At 66.5% G+C, this 19,555-nt stretch carries 22 protein-coding genes; 9 read left to right on the forward strand and 13 right to left on the reverse strand.

Translation table 11 applies throughout. The features are described from left to right. Positions 1-21 precede the first annotated feature (21 nt). The 6 genes from G6N33_RS06650 to G6N33_RS06675 form a co-directional block, all read right to left on the reverse strand. Positions 22-462: a response regulator gene (locus G6N33_RS06650; RefSeq protein WP_044510023.1), complete on the reverse strand. Its 441-nt coding sequence runs from the start codon at positions 460-462 to the stop codon at positions 22-24. Then, positions 459-1,976 carry a sensor histidine kinase gene (locus G6N33_RS06655; protein WP_081662393.1) on the reverse strand — a complete coding sequence of 506 codons (1,518 nt, stop codon included), beginning with the start codon at positions 1,974-1,976 and terminating at the stop codon, positions 459-461. The genes G6N33_RS06650 and G6N33_RS06655 overlap by 4 nt, the downstream gene beginning before the upstream one ends. A gap of 65 nt (positions 1,977-2,041) precedes the next feature. Then, positions 2,042-3,226, reverse strand: coding sequence for a PP2C family protein-serine/threonine phosphatase (locus G6N33_RS06660; RefSeq protein ID WP_044510021.1), 1,185 nt, complete (start codon positions 3,224-3,226; stop codon positions 2,042-2,044). A 136-nt stretch (positions 3,227-3,362) separates the two neighbouring features. After that, on the reverse strand, positions 3,363-4,532 hold the full coding sequence (locus tag G6N33_RS06665) for an acyl-CoA dehydrogenase (RefSeq protein WP_044510020.1): 1,170 nt from the start codon (positions 4,530-4,532) through the stop codon (positions 3,363-3,365). Between the two features lie 24 nt (positions 4,533-4,556). Next, complete coding sequence (gene purE, locus G6N33_RS06670; RefSeq protein WP_044510019.1) at positions 4,557-5,072, reverse strand: 5-(carboxyamino)imidazole ribonucleotide mutase; 516 nt, start codon at positions 5,070-5,072, stop codon at positions 4,557-4,559. Further along, positions 5,069-6,319, reverse strand: a complete 1,251-nt coding sequence (locus G6N33_RS06675; protein ID WP_044510018.1) for a 5-(carboxyamino)imidazole ribonucleotide synthase — start codon at positions 6,317-6,319, stop codon at positions 5,069-5,071. Before G6N33_RS06675 ends, purE begins: the two co-directional genes overlap by 4 nt. A 101-nt stretch (positions 6,320-6,420) precedes the next feature. Here G6N33_RS06675 and G6N33_RS06680 point away from each other — a divergent pair, with 101 nt between their 5' ends. Further along, entirely contained in the window at positions 6,421-7,098 is a 678-nt protein-coding gene (locus tag G6N33_RS06680) for a GtrA family protein (RefSeq protein ID WP_044510017.1), read from the forward strand. Here G6N33_RS06680 and G6N33_RS06685 read toward each other — a convergent pair. Genes G6N33_RS06685 through G6N33_RS06695 form a run of 3 tightly spaced genes read right to left on the reverse strand, consistent with a single transcriptional unit; the run spans position 7,053 to position 10,025 of the window. Beyond that, positions 7,053-7,571: a PH domain-containing protein gene (locus G6N33_RS06685; protein ID WP_044510016.1), complete on the reverse strand. Its 519-nt coding sequence runs from the start codon at positions 7,569-7,571 to the stop codon at positions 7,053-7,055. The two genes, G6N33_RS06680 and G6N33_RS06685, sit on opposite strands and share 46 nt — an antisense overlap. Positions 7,572-7,580: 9 nt before the next feature. Then, positions 7,581-8,408 (reverse strand): biotin--[acetyl-CoA-carboxylase] ligase, encoded by an 828-nt coding sequence (locus G6N33_RS06690; RefSeq protein ID WP_101528532.1) that lies wholly within the window; start codon positions 8,406-8,408, stop codon positions 7,581-7,583. 27 nt (positions 8,409-8,435) lie between these two features. Next, positions 8,436-10,025, reverse strand: a complete 1,590-nt coding sequence (locus tag G6N33_RS06695) for an FAD-binding protein (protein ID WP_044510014.1) — start codon at positions 10,023-10,025, stop codon at positions 8,436-8,438. Between the two features lie 35 nt (positions 10,026-10,060). Here G6N33_RS06695 and G6N33_RS06700 point away from each other — a divergent pair, with 35 nt between their 5' ends. The 7 genes from G6N33_RS06700 to G6N33_RS06730 all read left to right on the forward strand — a co-directional run bounded on the left by G6N33_RS06700 (position 10,061) and on the right by G6N33_RS06730 (position 16,516). After that, positions 10,061-11,710, forward strand: a complete 1,650-nt coding sequence (locus tag G6N33_RS06700) for an acyl-CoA carboxylase subunit beta (protein ID WP_044510013.1) — start codon at positions 10,061-10,063, stop codon at positions 11,708-11,710. After that, positions 11,707-11,970 carry an acyl-CoA carboxylase subunit epsilon gene (locus G6N33_RS06705; protein ID WP_044510012.1) on the forward strand — a complete coding sequence of 88 codons (264 nt, stop codon included), beginning with the start codon at positions 11,707-11,709 and terminating at the stop codon, positions 11,968-11,970. Before G6N33_RS06700 ends, G6N33_RS06705 begins: the two co-directional genes overlap by 4 nt. Beyond that, positions 11,967-12,611 carry a Maf family protein gene (locus G6N33_RS06710; protein ID WP_044510011.1) on the forward strand — a complete coding sequence of 215 codons (645 nt, stop codon included), beginning with the start codon at positions 11,967-11,969 and terminating at the stop codon, positions 12,609-12,611. Before G6N33_RS06705 ends, G6N33_RS06710 begins: the two co-directional genes overlap by 4 nt. Positions 12,612-12,657: 46 nt before the next feature. Then, entirely contained in the window at positions 12,658-13,548 is an 891-nt protein-coding gene (locus G6N33_RS06715; RefSeq protein WP_044510010.1) for a sulfurtransferase, read from the forward strand. Then, positions 13,548-13,970, forward strand: a complete 423-nt coding sequence (locus G6N33_RS06720) for a SufE family protein (RefSeq protein WP_044510009.1) — start codon at positions 13,548-13,550, stop codon at positions 13,968-13,970. Before G6N33_RS06715 ends, G6N33_RS06720 begins: the two co-directional genes overlap by 1 nt. A gap of 132 nt (positions 13,971-14,102) precedes the next feature. Then, positions 14,103-15,899, forward strand: coding sequence for an acetyl/propionyl/methylcrotonyl-CoA carboxylase subunit alpha (locus G6N33_RS06725; RefSeq protein ID WP_044510008.1), 1,797 nt, complete (start codon positions 14,103-14,105; stop codon positions 15,897-15,899). A 194-nt stretch (positions 15,900-16,093) separates the two neighbouring features. Continuing rightward, positions 16,094-16,516: an STAS domain-containing protein gene (locus G6N33_RS06730; protein WP_044510007.1), complete on the forward strand. Its 423-nt coding sequence runs from the start codon at positions 16,094-16,096 to the stop codon at positions 16,514-16,516. Here G6N33_RS06730 and G6N33_RS06735 read toward each other — a convergent pair. From G6N33_RS06735 to G6N33_RS06750, 4 genes are all read right to left on the reverse strand, one after another. Further along, complete coding sequence (locus G6N33_RS06735) at positions 16,487-17,278, reverse strand: RNA polymerase sigma factor SigF (RefSeq protein ID WP_044510006.1); 792 nt, start codon at positions 17,276-17,278, stop codon at positions 16,487-16,489. The genes G6N33_RS06730 and G6N33_RS06735 overlap by 30 nt on opposite strands. Continuing rightward, positions 17,275-17,712 carry an anti-sigma factor gene (locus G6N33_RS06740; RefSeq protein WP_044510005.1) on the reverse strand — a complete coding sequence of 146 codons (438 nt, stop codon included), beginning with the start codon at positions 17,710-17,712 and terminating at the stop codon, positions 17,275-17,277. The genes G6N33_RS06735 and G6N33_RS06740 overlap by 4 nt, the downstream gene beginning before the upstream one ends. A gap of 264 nt (positions 17,713-17,976) precedes the next feature. Continuing rightward, positions 17,977-18,288, reverse strand: coding sequence for a protein UsfY (usfY, locus tag G6N33_RS06745; protein ID WP_044510004.1), 312 nt, complete (start codon positions 18,286-18,288; stop codon positions 17,977-17,979). Positions 18,289-18,318: 30 nt separating this feature from the next. Then, on the reverse strand, positions 18,319-18,702 hold the full coding sequence (locus tag G6N33_RS06750; RefSeq protein WP_044510003.1) for a hypothetical protein: 384 nt from the start codon (positions 18,700-18,702) through the stop codon (positions 18,319-18,321). A 135-nt stretch (positions 18,703-18,837) separates the two neighbouring features. Between G6N33_RS06750 and G6N33_RS06755 the strand changes: the two genes are divergently transcribed. Then, the gene (locus tag G6N33_RS06755) at positions 18,838-19,509 is read left to right on the forward strand and encodes a TetR/AcrR family transcriptional regulator (RefSeq protein ID WP_044510002.1); all 672 of its coding nucleotides are present in this window, start codon (positions 18,838-18,840) and stop codon (positions 19,507-19,509) included. Positions 19,510-19,555 lie beyond the last annotated feature (46 nt).

The raw sequence follows: 19,555 nt of genomic DNA on the forward strand, positions 1-19,555 counted from the left end.
TCGTGGCAGCCCTGGCTCGCCTTACACGCCCGGCAGCCGGACGACCTGCAGGAAGAACTCGTCGATCTGGCGTACCGCATTGATGAACTGGTCGAGATCGACGGGCTTGGCCACGTAGGCGTTCGCGTGCAACTTGTAGCTGCGCAGAATGTCTTCCTCGGCTGACGAGGTGGTGAGGACCACCACCGGGATGCGGGACAGGTCAGCGTCGGACTTGACCTTTTCCAGCAGCTGGCGCCCGTCGTATTTCGGCAGGTTCAGGTCCAGCAGGATCAGATCGGGCCGCGGGGCGTCCTCGAATTCACCACGTCGGTAGAGGAAGTTCAAACCCTCTTCGCCGTCGTGCGCGACGTGCAGCCGGTTTTGGAATTTGTTGTGTTCCAGCGCTTCTCGAGTGATGAGTTCATCGCCCGGGTCGTCTTCGACGAGGAGGATTTCGATCGCCCTGCTGGCCGGTGTCACTGATGAGCTCCTTCCAGAGCGGTCGGTTGGGTAACGTTCGGGCTCACAGGAAGGGTGAACTCGAACCGGGTTCCTTCGGTGTAGGCCGTATCGATGCGCACCGTGCCGTCGTGGTACTCGACGATCTTCTTCACCAGCGCCAGCCCGACGCCGGTGCCCGGATATACCTCCCGGCCGTGCAACCGCTGGAAGATGATGAACACCTTTTCGGTGAACTCCTCGGCGATGCCAATGCCGTTGTCCGACACGGTCAGCAGCCATTGGTTGGTATCGGGCCGCGACTCGCAGTCGATCACGACGCGCGGCGGTCGTTCGACGCTGCGGAATTTGATCGCGTTGCCAATCAAGTTCTGCCACAACATGGTCAGCAGGGTGGGGTCCCCGACAACCCGGGGCAAGGGCCGGCCGGGCCGCACGATCTCGGTATTCGATTCCTCGATGGCGGCTTCCAAGTTGGCCACAGCCGCGTCCAGCGTCGCATCCAGGTCGACCTCGGTTTGCTTGCTGCCCACCCGGCCGACCCGGGAAAAGCTCAGCAGGTCGCTGATCAGCACCTGCATGCGTTTGGCACCGTCGACCGCGTAGTTGATGTACTCGATGCCTCGCTCGTCGAGTTTGTCGGCATAGCGCTTCTCGAGTAACTGGCAGAAGGAGGCGACCTTGCGCAGCGGTTCCTGTAGATCATGCGAGGCGACATAGGCGAACTGCTCGAGTTCGGCGTTGGAGCGCTTGAGCTCGATCGTCTGCTCATCCAGGCGCGCTTCGGCGGCCCGTGAGATGTCGAGCGCTGACACGATGCGTTGCCGCATGTTCTCGACGTCGACGGCCATGTCACGAATGTCCTTAGGCCCCTGGGTAAGTGAGATGGACTCCGTGAAGCTGCCCTCGGTGATCCGCCGGCACGACGCCGCCAGCGCCGCCAGCGGCCGGGTGATCGCCGCTCGGGTCAACACACCAAGCGTGATCGCCAGACCGAAGAACACCAGCACCACCGCGCCCAGCACCCGGTCACGCCAGGCGGTGACATCCTTCAATTCGTCGACGGCTTGCGCGGATGCCGCAGCAAGGTCCGAGTTCTGCGAATCGAAAAGCCCACGCAGCTTGTCGAATTCGACTTTGCCACGATCGGCAACCCTGCTGTTGGCGACGCCCGGCGAGTTGGGGGTCACGTTGGCGATCAACGGCTCAGCAGAGCTGACCCGCCAGTCGTTGGCGGCCCGCTCGATTGCGTCCAAATCGTTGAGCAGCTCGATGCGCTGGCCCAGCAGCCGTCGTAGCTCGTCGGCCGCCGCGCGTTCGGCGTGCTGCCCGTCGTAGTACGGCGTGAGAAATTGCCGGTCCGCGGCGATCACGTAGCCGCGCACGCCGGTCTCCTGATCACGCAGCGCCGCCTGCAACTGGAAAGCCGCCACCCGCGCCGGCTGGATCTCCTCGCTCAGGCCCCGCGCCACATCGTCGGTGCGGTTCAGCAACGCCGCACCGGCCAGCGCACCGGCGAGCACCAGCACCCCCATGCTGAGCAGCACCAGGAACAGCCAGCCCCGGACCGTGAGCTGAGCGCGCAGCTGCGAACCGGTGCTCACGGCGCGGTCCGCTCCACTCGTACCACCGCGATGTCGTCGGTGAGGCCACCGCGCGGCTGGGCGAGCTCCTCGGCACCGTCGATGAGCGCGTCGACGAATGCCGACCCGGGTAGACCAGGGTAGTTACGCGCAAGTCCCAGCAAGCCATCCTCCCCAAGGCGCTCGTTGCCAGTTCCGGAATATCCTTCGAAGAGTCCGTCGGTGAGCAGTAGCAGTCCCTCCCCCACCGGCAATTCCAGCTCGTGCAGCGGCCAGTCGTCGGCACGCAGGCCCAGCGCCGGTCCCGCCGGCGGCTCCACCCACTCCACGGTCTGCGCGCCTTGCCGCAACATACCGGGGTGACCGGCCCGGATCACCGACAGGCGCGGGCTGTCCGGCGCAATCTCAAGGGACAGGACGGTCGCAAAGATGCCGTTGCCGCTGCGTTCGGCATGCAGCACCCGCTCGAGCTGGCGCATGAGTTCACCTGCCCGTACGCCGGCGAATGTCAGTGCACGCCAGGCGATTCGCAACGCGGCACCCAAGGCGGCTTCATGCGGGCCATGCCCCGCGACATCCCCGATCAAAACGTGGACCACCCGATCCGGGGTCTGCACGACGTCATAGAAGTCACCGCACAGTAGCGCGTCCGCGCGACTCGGCCGATACCTGGCGACGATGTCGACGCCCGGGTTTTCCAGCAGCAGCGGCGAGGGCAGCAGACCCCGCTCCAGCAGGGCGTTCTCGCGCGCCCGGAGCTGAGTCGCGTGCAAATCGGCGGCGATTAGCTCGACCCGTTTGCGCTCGATCGCGTAAAGCAGCGCGCGGCGCAGCATTTCGGGTTCGACGCGCCCTTTGACCAGGTAATCCTGTGCTCCGGCCGCGACCGCCGACGCGCCGAAGTTCTCGTCATTGAGACCGGTCAACACAACGATCGGCACGGTCGCGTCGCGTTCGGCGATGCGGTTGAGCGCGTCAATACCGTTGGCATCCGGCAAGTTCAGATCCAGCAACACGCAGTCGGGGCGGGCCGCGGCCAGCTCGCGCTCGGCGTGCGCCATCGACTGCGCCCAAATCACCCGGATGTCGTCGACCGCGTCGGCGATCAGGTCTTCGACCAGCACCGCATCGGCCCGATCATCTTCGACCAGGAGCAACGACAACGTTTGCGAATGCGCCGCCGGCGTGACTGGGCTCAGCATTCCGCACCCCTTGCCGCAGTCGTGCCTTGCTCATCTCGTGCCACGCGGCCGCTACATCCCCGAACGGCTGATGGTGCGTGAACTATTGATCTTATTAGTCGAGCTGACTTTCAAGTTCAACGACCCCGGCAAGAGATCAGCGCAGCAGTGCCCGCGACATCACCACGCGCTGAATCTGATTGGTGCCCTCATAGATTTGGGTGATCTTGGCGTCGCGCATCATCCGCTCGACCGGGAAGTCGATGGTGTAGCCGGCGCCCCCGAACAGCTGCACAGCGTCGGTGGTGACCTCCATCGCGACGTCGGAGGCAAAGCACTTCGATGCCGCCGAGATGAAGCCCAGATTCGATTCGCCCCGTTCGGCCCGCGCGGCGGCGCTGTAGACCATCAGCCGGGCGGCCTCCACCTTCATCGCCATGTCCGCCAGCATGAACTGCACGCCCTGGTTGTCGCTGATCGGACGGCCGAACTGCTTGCGATCCTTGGTGTAGGCGACGGCAGCGTCCACCGCGCCCTGCGCGATCCCCACCGCCTGAGCGCCGATCGTGGGACGGGTGTGGTCCAGGGTGGCCAGCGCCGTCTTGAAGCCGGTTCCGGGTTCGCCGATGATCCGGTCACCCGGGATGCGGCAGTTCTCGAAGTACAGCTCGGTAGTCGGTGAGCCTTTGATGCCCAGCTTGCGTTCCTTCGGGCCCACGGTGAAGCCCTCGTCGTCCTTGTGCACCATGAACGACGAGATGCCGTTGGCGCCTTTGTCGGGATCGGTCACCGCCATCACGGTGTACCAGGTCGACTTGCCGCCGTTGGTGATCCAGCACTTGGCGCCGTTGAGGATCCAGTCGTCGCCATCGGCCTTGGCCCGCGTGCGCATTGCGGCCGCGTCGCTGCCGGCCTCGCGCTCGCTCAGCGCGTAGGACGCCATCGCGCTGCCATCCGCGATCGAGGGCAGCACCTGCTTCTTGAGCTCGTCGGAGCCGCGCAAAATCAAACCCATGGTGCCGAGCTTGTTCACCGCCGGGATCAGCGACGCTGAGGTGTCGACACGGGCGACCTCCTCGATGACGATGCAGGCCGCCACCGAGTCAGCGCCCTGGCCGCCGTATTCCTCGGGCACGTGCACGGCGTTGAAGCCCGACACGGTCAACGCGTCCAGCGCCTCCTGCGGAAAGCGGGAGTTCTCATCCACATCAGCGGCATGCGGGGCGATTTCCTTCTCCGCCAGCGCCCGGATTGCGGCCCGCAACTCCTGGTGCTCCTCAGGCAACTGGAACAGATCAAAATCCGGGGTTCCGGCCCATCCAGCCATGTCGAGAGCCTCCTCATTTCCTTGCTACTCGTGGGTAACTTTACCTCGAAGCTCCTGCAGGGCCGCATCCTTGGCTCGCACACTCTCGGCCAGCTGGTCCTGAAAGGCGACCATCCGGGCCCGCAGCGCAGGATCCGCGGACCCGAGAATCCGCACCGCCAGCAGGCCGGCGTTGCGGGCGCCGCCGATCGAGACCGTGGCGACCGGCACACCCGCGGGCATTTGCACGATCGACAGCAACGAGTCGAGCCCGTCCAGCCGGGCCAACGGCACCGGCACCCCGATGACCGGCAGCGGTGTCGCGGACGCCACCATGCCGGGCAGATGTGCCGCGCCCCCGGCGCCCGCGATGATCACCTCGATGCCGCGGTCGGCCGCGGCCCGCGCGTAGTCGAACATCACGTCCGGGGTGCGGTGCGCCGAGACCACCCGAACCTCAGCCGGAACGTCGAATTCAGCGAGCGCCTCGGCAGCGTCCTGCATTACCGACCAGTCGCTGTCGCTGCCCATGATCACCCCGACGCGAGGTTTGTCAGTCATAAGCGCCGCTCCTCATGCGGGTCCCATCCGTCCATCCACTGTCCATGCGCCAACCAGTGTGCCGCCAGCTCAGCGCGTTCACGCAGCTGCGGTAGTTCCGCAGGGTCGCCGCCCAGGAAATTGATGTGCCCGACCTTGCGCCCGGGGCGCTCGGCCTTGCCGTACAGATGCACCCGCGCGTCGGGCATCCGCGCGTACAGGTGGTGCAGCCGCTCGTCCAGGGTCATCTGCGGCCGTTGCGCGGCGCCCAGCACGTTGACCATCACCGTCACCGGAGCGATCGCGTCGGTGTCGCCGAGCGGGTAATCCAGCACCGCCCGCAGATGCTGCTCGAACTGGCTGGTCCGCGACCCGTCCATGGTCCAATGCCCGGAGTTGTGCGGCCGCATCGCAAGCTCGTTGACCAGCAGGGCGCCGTCCACCGTGTCAAACAGCTCGACCGCGAACACCCCGACCACGCCGAGTTCGGCGGCCAGCCGCAGTGCCAGCTGCTGGGCGGCCACGGCGGCGTGCTCGGGCAGATTCGACGCGGGCGCGATCACCTGGACGCAGATGCCGTCCTTTTGCACCGTCTCGACGACCGGCCATGCCGCACCCTGGCCGAACGGCGACCGCGCCACCAGCGCGGCCAGCTCGCGTCGCAGTTGCACTTTTTCCTCGAGCACCACCGGCACGCCCTGGGCCAGGTAGTCGCGGGTGATCGCGCGGGCGTCGGCCAGATCGCGGGCCAGCCGCACGCCGCGGCCGTCGTACCCGCCACGCGCGGCCTTGACCACCAACGGGGTGTCATCCGTCGCGCCCAGGCGCCGCACGAAGGCATCGACCTCGGCGAGTTGCGAGAGGGAATCCAGGCCCACATAGCGCGGGACGGCGGCGCCCAGGGCCTCTAGCCGACGGCGCATGACGAGCTTGTCCTGGGCATGGACCAAGGCCTGCGGCGGCGGCGCCACATTGACACCGTCGGCGACCAGCTTCTCCAGCAGCTCCGTCGGGACGTGCTCGTGATCGAACGTCAGCACGTCGGCGCCCTCCGCCACCCGACGCAGGTCGTCGAGGTCGGTATGCAAACCGATCACCACATCGGGGCTGACCTGCGCGGCGGCCTCGTCGGCTGACGTGGCCAACACGCGCAGTCGCTGTCCCAGCGCGATCGCGGCCTGGTGGGTCATCCGGGCCAGTTGGCCGCCACCGACCATGGCTACGACGGGGGCGGCTTCCGGCGGGCGTGTATTCGGCACGGCCATCATGGTGTCACGACTACCCGCGGTGGCGTGTTGACCGGCCGCGACGCAAAAATGGTAGGTACCATTTTGCGCCGTTTTCGCGTCTCTACGTAGACTCACGTGTTGTGTCCTTCGCCGATGCCACAATCGCGCGCTTGCCCGAGGCCTTTCAGCCCTATGCGCAGCGCCACCACGAATTCATCAAATTTGCCATCGTCGGCGGCACCACGTTCATCATCGACTCGGCCATTTTCTACACCCTCAAGCTGACAATCCTGGAGACCAAGCCGGTGACGGCCAAGGTCATCGCGGGCATCGTCGCGGTCATCGCTTCCTATGTGCTCAACCGCGAGTGGAGCTTCCGTGACCGCGGCGGCCGCGAGCGTCACCACGAGGCGCTGCTGTTCTTCGCCTTTAGCGGCGTCGGGGTGCTGCTGAGCATGGCTCCGCTATGGATTTCCAGCTATGTCCTGCAGCTGCGCGAGCCGACGGTCTCGCTGACCGTCGAGAACATCGCCGACTTCATCTCCGCCTACATCATCGGCAATCTGCTGCAGATGGCGTTCCGCTTCTGGGCATTTCGGCGCTGGGTCTTCCCTGACCAGTTCGCCCGCAACCCCGACAAGGCACTCGAGTCCGCGCTTACCGCCGGCGGCATCGCCGAAGTCTTCGAAGACGAGATCGAGGACGGCAACGTGACGCTACTGCGGGCCTGGCGGAACCGGGCCAGCCGACGTATGGAGCTGAGCCGGTCGGCTCAGCTGGGCGACTCCTCGGACCCCAGGGTGTCGAAGACTTCGTGATACAGCAGCGCGTGCACCTCGCGCAGCCGTGGAATGTTATAGAACTCCAACGGATCTTGTGACGCCGACTCGATAATCAGCGTCCCGGTGCGAAACATCCGCTCCCAAATCTTGTCCCGGAATTCCACGCTATTAATCCGAGCCAGCGGGATATCAATCCCGCTGCGGGTCAGCAATCCGTGGCGATACATCACCCGGCGGTTGGTGACGACGAAATGAGTCGTGAGCCAACTCAAGAACGGCCATAGCGTCAGCCAACCGACGGCCAACAACCAGATCCCCCAGATCACGCCGTGGACGATGTTCTTGGCCGTTTGTTCCCAATGCGTCGAGTTGACGTAACCGGACCCGAACGCTGCCAGCCCCGTCGCCAGCAGGAAGACCACGACCGGCCAGATCAGCCGCTTCCAGTGCGGGTGCCGATGGATGACGACCTGTTCACCGGCGGCCAGGGCGTTGTCGGGATAACTCATGGGGTGACATTAGCCCCGCAAATGCACGACGTCACCGGCGGAAACGACGACGGTCTCGCCCTTGCTCTCCAAGCACAGCCGGCCGTGGTCGTCGATCGCGCTGGCGATCCCGACGATCTCCTTGCCACCGGGCAGCGCAGCGCGCACCTTCGTTCCGAGGGTCAGGCTGCGCGCGCGGTAGTCGGCCGCCAACTGCCAATCGGCCCCGCGCGCGGCCTGCCACGCCACGATCCGGCCGCCGAGCTCGCGCAGCACCGACCCCACCAGCCGTTCCCGGTCGGGGGCGCGAACGCCGAGGTCGAACAGTGAGGTCGCGCCCGGCCCGTCGACCTCGTCAGGTGACTGAGTTACGTTGAGCCCCAAGCCAATTACCACGACCGGGCGTGCTACCTCGGCCAGAATTCCGGCCAGCTTCCCGGCGCGTTCGCCCCCGCCGGCCAGCACATCGTTGGGCCATTTCAGTCCCAGCGACACCCCGACTTCCTGCAGCAGCGGGGTCACCGCGTCGACCACCGCCACGCCGGTGGCCAAGGGCAGCCAGCCCCAGCCGGTCACCGGGACGTCGACGACACTGACCGCGACCGACATGGTGATCTGTGCCCGCGGCGAAGCCGACCAGCCGCGGCCGTGCCGGCCGCGGCCCGCCGTCTGGTGCTCGGCGATGAGGACCGCTCCCGCGATGTCGGTGCCGCTGGCCGCGCGGGCCAGCAAATCGGCGTTGGTGGAGCCGGTCTGCTCGACGACATCGAGCCGCCGCCACCCCAATCCGGTCCCGATCAACTCGGCGCGCAAGGCGGCGGCGTTCAACGGAATGCGGAATTGATCGCGGTCGGTCACCGGGCCCAGCCTAGAACGCCGGTAGCATCATCCGTGACGGTCGCACATGTCCAGCACAGCCAGGTGGCTGAACAACATGCTGGTCCCGATCGGGTTGCCGCCCCCGGGGTAAGCGGTCCCACTGGGCGCGGCCATCGTGTTGCCCGCCGCATACAGGCCGGCAATGGGGTGCCCCGAGCTGTCCAGGACCCGCGCCGCGGTGTCGGTCCGCAGGCCGCCCTTGGTACCCAGATCGGAGAGGCCGAACGCGGCGGCGTGATACGGCGGGCGGTCGAGGGGGACCAGGGGCGAGGCGCCGCCGGAGAACGCGCGGTCGAAGGCCTCGTCGCCCCTGCCGAAGTCGTCGTCGACGCCGGCGGCCGCGAACTCGTTGAACCGGGCCACCGTTGCCGCCAGCTGCCCGGCCCCGACGCCGATCTTGGCGGCCAGTTCCGCCAGCGTGTCCGCGGAGTGCCACAGGCCGGCCGCCACATACTTCTCGGTTTCGACGATGCTGACGTTGGGCGCCTTGACCGGCGGCACCTCGCCCTCTTTGTCGTCGTAAATCAACCAGTACGGCAACGTGAGTGAGCCGCCCTGCAGTTGCCTGATGATCTCCCGGCCGGCCCGGTCGTAGGCCTGCGACTCGTTGACGAACCGGTTGCCGTCCTGGTTGACGAAAATGCCGCCGGTGAACCACAGCGCAAACGCCGAGCGACCGTCGGGATGCGTCATGCCCGGTGACCACCAGGCCTGATCCAGCAGATCGGTGTCGGCACCCACGGCGATGCCGGCCTGCAGTGCCAGGCCGCGACTGCCCGGCCCGCCCATGGTGTCTCGCGCGTCGCCGGGCACCCCATAGCGGCGGCGCAGGTCGTCGTTGGCTTCGAAGCCGCCGGCCGCCAGCAGCACGCCCCGACGGGTACGGATGGCCCGACGTTTCCCCTCGGCCTCCACAATCGCGCCGGTGACCCGCCTTTCCGGCTCATCCGACAGCACCAGCTCGACCAGGGCGGTGTCTCGCTGCAGCGACGCGTTCGGGTACTGGCCGACGGCCTTGAGGAATCGAGCGATCAGGGCGCGGCCACCGAGAAAGTAGTCCGCGGGCGTCGGCGCGCCGAGTCGATCGGTGTCCAACGGTCCCCGGATTTGGTCACGCAATTCCGGCGCGGCCGCCACCGCCAGCGGCTTGGCGGCGATGTGGCGCTGACCGTCCAGACGCGCCTTGGGCGCCTTCCCGTAGTAGTCGGGCCAGGGCAGCGGCACGAATTTCAGCCGCGAGTCCTGCTCGAGGTATTCGATCAGTGCCGCGCCGCGCCGGACATAGGTTTCCTGCAGGTCGCGGGGCGTGCGATCACCGACCACGGCGTGGTAGTAGGTCAGCGCGTCCTCGATGGTGTCCTCGACACCGCCCCAGTTACCGGCCCGGACCAACACCGGGTTGCACGGAAACCACACTCCACCGCCGCCCGAATACGCGGTGGTTCCACCAAACTTGTTTGTGGCCTCGACCAGCAGCACGTCCAGACCCTCACGCGCCGCGGTGTAAGCCCCGGTAACCCCGCCGCCGCCCGAGCCCGCCACGAGGACGTCACACTCGTGCGCCCAGTCGGCAATTCCCACCGGGCGGGCGTCCATCAGCGGAGACTACCGCGCCGCTAAGCTCGACTCCCATGACAAGCGTTACCGACTCCTCGGCTCATACCGCGGAGCCCGCAGCTGAGCACACCATCGACATCCACACCACCGCAGGCAAGCTGGCCGAGTTGCACCGGCGCCGCGAAGAGTCGCTGCACCCGGTCGGCGAGGAGGCCGTCGAGAAGGTGCACGCCAAGGGGAAGCTGACCGCTCGCGAGCGCATCCTCGCCCTGCTCGATGAGGACTCGTTCGTCGAGCTCGACGCGCTGGCCAGGCACCGCAGTAAAAACTTCGGCCTGGAAAACAACCGCCCCCTCGGCGACGGCGTGATCACCGGCTACGGCACCATCGACGGACGCGACGTCTGCATCTTCAGCCAGGACGCCACGGTGTTCGGCGGCAGCCTTGGCGAGGTCTACGGCGAGAAGATTGTCAAAGTCCAGGACCTGGCCATCAAGACCGGCCGCCCGCTGATCGGCATCAACGACGGCGCCGGCGCGCGCATCCAGGAGGGTGTGGTCTCGCTCGGCCTGTACAGCCGCATCTTCCGCAACAACATCCTGGCCTCCGGCGTCATCCCGCAGATCTCGCTGATCATGGGGGCCGCGGCCGGCGGGCACGTCTACTCGCCCGCCCTGACCGACTTCGTCGTCATGGTCGACCAGACCAGCCAGATGTTCATCACCGGACCCGACGTCATCAAGACGGTCACCGGCGAGGACGTCACCATGGAGGAACTCGGCGGCGCGCACACCCACATGGCCAAGTCGGGCACGCTGCACTATGTCGCCTCCGGTGAGCAGGACGCGTTCGAGTGGGTCCGCGATCTGCTCAGCTACCTGCCGCCCAACAACTTCACCGACCCGCCGCGCTACGCCGTTCCGATTCCGGAGGGTCCGATCGAGGACAACCTCACCGAGGAGGACCTCGAGCTGGACACGCTGATCCCGGACTCGCCGAACCAGCCCTACGACATGCACGAGGTGATCACCCGGATCCTCGACGACGACGAGTTCCTGGAAATCCAGGGCGGTTACGCGCAGAACATCGTCGTCGGATTCGGGCGCATCGACGGCCGCCCAGTGGGCATCGTGGCCAACCAGCCCACCCAGTTCGCCGGCTGCCTGGACATCAATGCCTCGGAGAAGGCCGCCCGGTTCGTGCGCACCTGCGACTGCTTCAACATTCCGATCATCATGCTGGTCGACGTCCCGGGCTTCCTGCCGGGCACCGGCCAGGAGTACAACGGCATCATCCGACGCGGGGCGAAGTTGCTGTACGCATACGGCGAGGCCACCGTCCCCAAGATCACGGTTATCACTCGCAAGGCCTACGGCGGCGCCTACTGCGTGATGGGTTCCAAGGACATGGGCTGCGACGTCAACCTGGCCTGGCCGACCGCGCAGATCGCGGTGATGGGCGCCTCCGGCGCCGTCGGCTTCGTCTATCGCCAACAGCTCAAGCAGGCCGCAGCCGAAGGTAAGGACGTCGACGCGCTGCGGTTGCAGTTGCAGCAGGAGTACGAGGACACGCTGGTGAATCCCTACGTCGCCGCCGAGCGCGGATACGTGGACTCCGTCATCCCGCCCTCGCACACGCGCGGCTACATCGCCACGGCGCTGCGGCTGATGGAACGCAAGATCTCCCACCTGCCACCGAAGAAGCACGGGAACATTCCGCTATGAGCCAGACCAACGGTTCGGCCCCGGCGAACGACGAGCCCGCCGCCGGCCAACCGCACGAGCCGCACATTCAGATCCTGCGGGGCGATCCCACCGACGCGGAGCTGGCCGCGCTGATGACGGTGTTGGGCAGCGTCGGGGGCACGCCCGCGCAGCCGCCGTCCGAGAGCACCCGCTGGGGGCTTCCGGTCGACAGGCTGCGCTACGCAATCAGCAATTATCAGCGAATCACCCTGCAGGAACGCGTACACATGCGGCGATGACCCGCGTCGTGCTCGGGTCGGCCTCCACCGGCCGTCGGAAAGTCTTGCGCCAGGCCGGGATTGAGCCACTTGTCGTCGTCTCCGGCGTCGACGAAGAACGCCTCATCGCCGACCTTTCGCCAAAATCGGGCCCCGGCGAGGTGGTGTGCGCGCTAGCCCGGGCCAAGGCCGAACAAGTCGCCGCCGAACTCGATCGCGGCGTCGCAGCGGATTGTGTTGTCATCGGCTGTGATTCGATGCTCTACCTCGACGGCCAGCTCTGCGGCAAACCGGAATCAACCGCCGCGGCGCGCGACCTGTGGGAGTCGATGGCCGGGCGGTCCGGAGAACTGTATACCGGGCATTGCGTAATTCGGTTGCAGGACAACGCGATTACCGACTCAGCAGTGCAAAATTCAGTCACCACAGTGCATTTCGGGATGCCGCTACGCGAAGACCTGGAGGCCTACCTGGCCGACGGCGAGTCGTTGCGAGTCGCCGGCGGGTTCACCCTGGACGGCCTGGGCGGATGGTTCATCGACGGCGTCGAGGGCGACCCGTCGGCCGTGATCGGACTCGGACTGCCCCTGACCCGCGCACTGCTGCGCCGCGTGGGCCTGTCGATCGCGGCCCTGTGGGCCGACAACCGCCCGGCCCGCTAAACCCGGCCAGGGCTGCGCCCGCAAGCCTGACGGTAGGCTTTGACCCGTGCCGCTTCCCCCCGACCCCAGCGCAACCCTGACGCAGTATGCCCACCCCGAACGGCTTGTCACCGCCGACTGGCTCTCCGGCCACATGGGCTCACCCGGCCTGGCCATCGTCGAATCCGACGAAGACGTCCTGCTCTACGACGTCGGCCACATCCCCGGCGCTGTCAAGATCGACTGGCATACCGACCTCAACGATCCGCGGGTCCGTGACTACATCACCGGGGAGCAATTCGCCGAACTGATGGACCGCAAAGGCATCTCGCGCGACGACACCGTGGTGATCTACGGCGACAAGAGCAACTGGTGGGCGGCCTACGCGCTGTGGGTCTTCACGTTGTTCGGCCACCCCGACGTGCGGCTGCTCAACGGAGGGCGCGACCTCTGGCTGTCGGAGCGGCGCGACACCAGCCTGGAGGTGCCGACGAAAACTTCCACCGGCTACCCCGTCGTCGTACGCAACGACGCACCCATCCGCGCCTTCAAGGACGACGTGCTAGGCATCCTGGGCAGCGAGCCGCTGATCGACGTCCGCTCCCCCGACGAGTACACCGGCAAGCGCACACACATGCCCGACTACCCCGAAGAGGGAGCGCTGCGCGCCGGCCACATCCCCACCGCCCAATCGATCCCGTGGGGCAAAGCGGTCGACGAGAGCGGACGGTTTCGCAGTCGCGAGGAGCTCGAGGAAATCTACGGCTTCCTCCAATCGGACGACAACCCGGTGGTCTACTGCCGCATCGGCGAACGTTCCAGCCACACCTGGTTCGTCCTCACCTACTTGCTGGGCAAAGCCGGCGTCCGCAACTACGACGGATCCTGGACCGAGTGGGGCAACACAGTGCGGGTGCCCATCGTCGCGGGCGAGAGCCCGGGAGCCGTCCCGGTCTGATGAGCCTGCCCGCGCCGCTGGCCGAGGTGGTGTCGGACTTCGCCGAAGTTCAGGGCCAGGACAAGCTGAAGCTGCTGCTGGAGTTCGCCGACGAGCTGCCGGAGCTGCCCGACGACCTGGCCGAAGCGGCGATGGAGCCCGTCCCCGAATGCCAGTCACCACTGTTCCTGCACGTCGACGCGGCCGACCCGAATCGGGTGCGGTTGTACTTCAGCGCTCCCGCCGAGGCGCCCACCACCCGCGGATTCGCGTCGATCCTGGCCGCCGGCCTCGACGAACAACCCGCCGCCGACATCCTGGCCGTGCCCGAGGACTTCTACACCGAGTTGGGGCTGGCCGCGTTGATCAGCCCGCTGCGGCTGCGTGGCATGTCGGCGATGCTGGCCCGCATCAAACGGCACCTGCGAGCTACCACGGAGTAATGCCCAAAACCCGGCACCGCCTCATCGGCCCGGCGGCGCGGCGCTTAGACTTCCCCGAAAATCGTTGTAAGAAATTCTCTTAGAGACGCACGCAGATCAATCTCTGCTAGATAGGCGCAAACAGGAGGCGCAGTGGCCAGTCACGCCAGCTCAAGGATCTCCAAGGTGCTCGTCGCCAACCGCGGCGAAATTGCTGTCCGGGTGATCCGCGCGGCCCGCGATGCGGGTCTGTCCAGCGTGGCGGTGTATGCCGAACCCGACGCCGACGCGCCGCACGTGCGGCTGGCCGACGAAGCGTTCGCCCTGGGGGGCCAGACGTCCGCGGAGTCCTACCTGGACTTCGGCAAGCTGCTCGACGCCGCGGCGAAATCGGGGGCTAACGCCGTCCACCCCGGGTACGGGTTCCTGTCGGAGAACGCCGACTTCGCCCAGGCGGTCCTCGACGCCGGCTTGATCTGGATCGGGCCCAGTCCGCAGTCCATCCGCGATCTCGGTGACAAGGTGACCGCTCGTCACATCGCGGCCCGCGCGCAGGCGCCGCTGGTGCCGGGAACCCCGGACCCGGTCAAGGACGCCGACGAAGTGGTCGCATTCGCCAAGGAATACGGCGTCCCCGTCGCAATCAAGGCCGCCTTCGGTGGTGGTGGCCGCGGTATGAAGGTGGCCCGCACCCTCGAGGAAATCCCCGAGCTGTTCGAGTCGGCCACCCGTGAGGCCGTCGCCGCGTTCGGCCGCGGTGAGTGCTTCGTCGAGCGCTACCTGGACAAGCCCCGGCACGTGGAAGCACAGGTGATCGCCGACCAGCACGGCAACGTCATCGTCGCCGGGACCCGGGACTGCTCGCTGCAGCGCCGGTTCCAGAAGCTGGTCGAAGAAGCGCCCGCACCGTTCCTCACCGACGCGCAGCGCAAGGAGATCCACGAGTCCGCCAAGCGCATCTGCAAGGAAGCCGGTTACTACGGCGCCGGAACCGTCGAGTACCTGGTCGGCCAGGACGGGCTGATCTCCTTCCTTGAGGTGAACACCCGCCTTCAGGTCGAGCACCCCGTCACCGAGGAGACCGCGGGCATCGACCTGGTGCTGCAACAGTTCAAGATCGCCAACGGCGAGAAGCTCGACCTCACCGAGGACCCGACGCCGCGCGGCCATGCGATCGAGTTCCGGATCAACGGCGAGGACGCCGGACGCGGCTTCTTGCCCGCGCCCGGTCCGGTCACCCGCTACGACATCCCCACCGGCCCCGGGGTCCGGCTGGACTCCGGCGTGGAGGCAGGTTCGGTGATCGGCGGCCAATTCGACTCCATGCTGTCCAAGCTGATCGTCTACGGGGCCACCCGCGAGGAGGCGCTGGCCCGCTCCCGCCGCGCCCTCGACGAGTTCCACGTCGAAGGCCTGGCCACCGTCATCCCGTTCCACCGGGCCGTGATCAGGGACCCCGCCTTCATCGGCGACGGCAACAGTTTTGCGGTGCACACCCGCTGGATTGAGACGGAGTGGGACAACACCATCGAGCCGTTCACCGCCGGCGAAGCGCTCGACGAGGAGGAGACCAGGCCGCGACAGAAGGTCGTGGTCGAGGTCAACGGCCGCCGGCTCGAGGTGTCGCTGCCGGGCGATCTGGCGCTGTCCAATGGTGGCGCCGCCGACCCTGCTGGTGTCATCCGCAAGAAGCCGAAGCCGCGAAAGCGGGGCGGGCACGCCGGCGCGGCCGCTTCCGGCGACGCGGTCACCGCACCCATGCAGGGCACCGTGGTCAAGGTCGCGGTCGAGGAGGGTCAGCAGGTGGCGGTCGGTGACCTGGTCGTGGTCCTCGAGGCGATGAAGATGGAGAACCCGGTCACCGCGCACAAAGAGGGCACCATCACCGGTCTAGCCGTCGAGGCCGGTGCGGCCATCACCCAAGGCACGGTGCTCGCCGAAATCAAGTAGCTGACCAGCCAGGCAATCCTGGGAATCAGCTAAGAACAGTGTTGCTTCGCCCGCACCGGGAGTAGGGTGCTTGGCAGGTTGAGTTCACAGCCGCCCGGACGATGTCAGTGCCGCGCGGAAGGTGAATTCCCCACCGCATCGCTTCAGCGCTGGCACCGCCCACAGCACCCATCCTCGGCTGAGGGAGTGAAGCAATGTCTGTGGCTCAATCCTGGCAGCACTGCCGAACGGCGCAATTCAGCGCCAGCTGGAGCAAGGCCGGCACCGTAATCACCGTCGACGGCGAACTCGATGCCGCGAACTCCGATCAGCTCGTCGTCTACGTCGAGCGCAACGCCCGGCGAGCGACGCGCCTGATCCTTGATCTGCGTCGGTTGCAATTCATTGGCACAGCAGGCTTTTCAGCGCTGCACCGGATCAACGTGGGGTGCTCTGCGGCGCAGCTGAACTGGGCCATGGTGCCCAGCACTGCGGTCGAGCGGTTATTGCGGGTCTGCGACCCCGACGGCACCCTACCGGTCACGACGGCATTCGACGAGCCGCTGCTGAAGGAGACCGCGTGGGCAAGCGGCGGTCTGGCTCGCCCGCTACTCCAGCTGGTCACGGAGCCGCGATAGCGACTTCGCCAGCAGCCGGGACACGTGCATCTGCGAGATGCCGACCCGTTCGGCGATCTGCGTTTGGGTCATCGACTCGAAGAACCGGAGCACCAACACGGTTCGTTCGCGCTCGGGCAAGCTTTCCAGCAACGGTCGCAGCGCCTCCCGATCCTCGATCCGGTCGATGCTGGCGTCGACGTCGCCCAGCGTGTCGGCGATGGCGCGGACGTCGTCATCGTCGCCGCCTCCCCCGCCGCTGTCGATAGACAACGTGTTGTAGGAGCTGCCGGCGACCAGGCCCTCGACGACCTCGGCGCGGTCCATGTCGAGCTCGGCCGCCAGTTCGGTGGCGGTCGGCGCCCGGCCCAGGCGCTGGGACAAATCGGCAGTGGCGCTACCGAGCCGCAGATGTAGCTCCTTGAGCCGCCGCGGCACCTTGACCGACCAACTGTTGTCCCGAAAGTGCCGGCGAACCTCGCCCATGATCGTCGGCACCGCGAACGACACGAAGTCCGAGCCCGTCTCGACGTCGAATCGCACCACGGCGTTGACCAGCCCCACCCGGGCGACTTGCACCAAGTCGTCGCGAGGCTCGCCGCGGCCTTCGAATCGACGGGCGATGTGATCGGCCAGCGGCAAACACCGCTCGACGATCTTGTCCCGTTGACGCTGGAATTCCGCCGAGTCCGGAGAAATGCTCGCCAGCTCACGGAACATGTCCGGAACGTCGGCGTATTCGTTAGGGCGCGAACCCGAACCGCCGTCAGCTTGCGCTGTCACCGGCCAGCGGCCGCCCGTCGCGCTGTCAGCGTGATGCCGAAAACACTGCCGGTTTCGTTGGGTTCGCGGCCGTCATGGAACGTCTGGACGTCGTCGGCCAGCGACGTCAGCACATGCCAGCTGAAGCTGCCGGGCGATACCACATCGTGGGTATCGCATGCCGCGGACGCCTCCACCACCAGCTCGTTCTCGCGCGGGTCGACCACCACGACGAGCGTCGCGTCCGCGGTCGCCGACCGGATCAACCGGGTGCACACCTCGTCGACTGCGAGTCGCAGATCCGCCACCGCGTCGAAGTCCAGGTCTTCATAGGTACCGATCGCACCCACCAGCGTGCGCAGCATCGCCAGATTCTCCAGCCGTGCAGCAACATGCAGTTCGACGGCCCTGTGGCCGCGTTGACGCTTGTCAGGGCGCAAACCACCCTCGGTCATAGGGTCTCCCGGCAAAGTTTGACTCACACTACCCCTCGCATCGAGCGCACCTAAGGACGCTACCGGCAACCCGGTTAGCCATGATCGCCGCCCGGGATGTCACTGGCTAAGCAGGCACCTCCTAGGAGCGGCGAACCCGACCTCGTGACCCCGTCGATGCGCCGACCGCTTAGCCCAGACACCCCGCAGGCACTGATCATGGTCTAGACCTGATACCCACTAGGTCGGACCCATAACCTACGAATTTCCGCCGGTCTCGCGGGGTCAGCTGGCGGGACGCTGCCTGCTCACATCGGGGTGTTCGAGGTACCACTCGTTGAAGATCCGGCGGACCCGCCGGTGCTCGACGACCAGCCAGACCAAGCCGACAACCATCACCAGGATCCCGGAGACCCCGACGGTCATGCCCTCGTGCTGGTGTCCGCTGCCGAAGGCCGCGAGGCTGCCGCACACTCCGATGACGCCGGCCACCACCATCAGGTAACCCGGCCAATGCAGCACATCGATCAACGATTCACCGGCGAGGGGCCGCGTTGTTCGTAAATGGTCGACGGGGTCGTGATAGGTGTCTCCCATGGCAGCTCCTAGGGTCGCGCCTATCAATTGTTACAGCGCTAGCACCGGACCGGCAATGGCCGGAACCCCCATCGAAACGGTGATGATCATCAGGGTCAGCAGAAACCAGCCGGCGCCGTGCCAGCCCCACCACGTCCCCGCACTGCGCCAGACCCGGTAGGTCCGCAGGAACGCCCACAATCCGGCCAGCAAGAGGATCACCGGCCCGCCGAACGCCAACAGAGTTCGCTGTGGCGCACCGCAAGCCGCAGTGTCTACTCCGGTGCCCGGACACGTGCTGACCCACAGGGCGGCCAGCACGATGAAACCGACTGCCGCGGCCGCAGCCAGGACGGCGAAGCGGATGGCGGCGCGCACCTCCGAGTCTTCGTGGCCCAGGCGATCACCACGTGATCGCTCATCGGCTTGTGGCATCTGAGAAACCTCCCGCATACCGAGTCCGTTTGGTGTTTCGTCCGCGACGCCTAATTAGTTACTGAAATTCCCGGGTGGAGTCGAGATAAACGAAGTACGAATTGCTTCTCATCGTCGCTGGGTACTATCTGACACATGCCAACGGCTAGGAGGCGGTTGTCCCCCGAGGATCGACGCGCCGAACTGCTCGCTCTGGGTGCGGAGGTCTTTGGGAAGCGGCCTTACGACGAAGTCCGCATCGACGAGATCGCCGAGCGAGCCGGTGTTTCCCGTGCCCTGATGTACCACTATTTCCCCGACAAGCGGTCCTTCTTCGCCGCAGTCGTCAAGGACGAGGCCGACCGGCTGTACGAGGCCACCAACAAGCAGCCCGTCGCCGGACTGACCATGTTCGAAGAGGCGCGGATGGGCGTGCTGGCCTACATGGCCTACCACGAGCAGAATCCGGAGGCCGCCTGGGCGGCATACGTCGGCATGGGCCGCTCCGACCCCGACCTGCTGGGCGTCGAAGACGATGCCAAGAACCGTCAGTTGGAACTCATCATGACGCGCATCCACGAGGTCGTCGCCAAGGTTCCCGGGGCCAAGATCGAGCCGGACGTCGAGCGGCACCTGCGCGTCATCCTCAACGGCTGGATCGCGTTCACGTTCGAACTGTGCCGCCAGCGCATCATGGACCCAACGGTGAGCGCCGAGCGACTGGCCGATGCGTGCGCGCATACGCTGCTCGACGCGATCACCCGGGTACCCGAAATTCCGCCGGAACTCGCGCACGCGATGGCGACCGCTCGGCATCAACCGCAATAGGACCGCAATAGGATTTTGTCGGTGCCTGTTGGCATAGGACTTTGTC

Source organism: Mycobacterium simiae (assembly GCF_010727605.1).
Classification (GTDB): domain Bacteria; phylum Actinomycetota; class Actinomycetes; order Mycobacteriales; family Mycobacteriaceae; genus Mycobacterium; species Mycobacterium simiae.

What these genes read in the sequence shown, in the direction of transcription:
- G6N33_RS06705 (WP_044510012.1), top strand. Translation starts at nt 11,707, where the DNA reads ATGAGCCAGACCAACGGTTCGGCCCCGGCGAACGACGAGCCCGCCGCC.
- G6N33_RS06750 (WP_044510003.1), bottom strand. Translation starts at nt 18,702, where the DNA reads ATGCCACAAGCCGATGAGCGATCACGTGGTGATCGCCTGGGCCACGAA.
- G6N33_RS06695 (WP_044510014.1), bottom strand. Translation starts at nt 10,025, where the DNA reads ATGGACGCCCGCCCGGTGGGAATTGCCGACTGGGCGCACGAGTGTGAC.
- G6N33_RS06675 (WP_044510018.1), bottom strand. Translation starts at nt 6,319, where the DNA reads ATGATGGCCGTGCCGAATACACGCCCGCCGGAAGCCGCCCCCGTCGTA.
- G6N33_RS06740 (WP_044510005.1), bottom strand. Translation starts at nt 17,712, where the DNA reads ATGACCGAGGGTGGTTTGCGCCCTGACAAGCGTCAACGCGGCCACAGG.
- G6N33_RS06730 (WP_044510007.1), top strand. Translation starts at nt 16,094, where the DNA reads ATGTCTGTGGCTCAATCCTGGCAGCACTGCCGAACGGCGCAATTCAGC.
- G6N33_RS06655 (WP_081662393.1), bottom strand. Translation starts at nt 1,976, where the DNA reads ATGGGGGTGCTGGTGCTCGCCGGTGCGCTGGCCGGTGCGGCGTTGCTG.
- usfY (WP_044510004.1), bottom strand. Translation starts at nt 18,288, where the DNA reads ATGGGAGACACCTATCACGACCCCGTCGACCATTTACGAACAACGCGG.
- G6N33_RS06665 (WP_044510020.1), bottom strand. Translation starts at nt 4,532, where the DNA reads ATGGCTGGATGGGCCGGAACCCCGGATTTTGATCTGTTCCAGTTGCCT.
- G6N33_RS06685 (WP_044510016.1), bottom strand. Translation starts at nt 7,571, where the DNA reads ATGAGTTATCCCGACAACGCCCTGGCCGCCGGTGAACAGGTCGTCATC.
- G6N33_RS06755 (WP_044510002.1), top strand. Translation starts at nt 18,838, where the DNA reads ATGCCAACGGCTAGGAGGCGGTTGTCCCCCGAGGATCGACGCGCCGAA.
- G6N33_RS06700 (WP_044510013.1), top strand. Translation starts at nt 10,061, where the DNA reads ATGACAAGCGTTACCGACTCCTCGGCTCATACCGCGGAGCCCGCAGCT.
- purE (WP_044510019.1), bottom strand. Translation starts at nt 5,072, where the DNA reads ATGACTGACAAACCTCGCGTCGGGGTGATCATGGGCAGCGACAGCGAC.
- G6N33_RS06660 (WP_044510021.1), bottom strand. Translation starts at nt 3,226, where the DNA reads ATGCTGAGCCCAGTCACGCCGGCGGCGCATTCGCAAACGTTGTCGTTG.
- G6N33_RS06710 (WP_044510011.1), top strand. Translation starts at nt 11,967, where the DNA reads ATGACCCGCGTCGTGCTCGGGTCGGCCTCCACCGGCCGTCGGAAAGTC.
- G6N33_RS06720 (WP_044510009.1), top strand. Translation starts at nt 13,548, where the DNA reads ATGAGCCTGCCCGCGCCGCTGGCCGAGGTGGTGTCGGACTTCGCCGAA.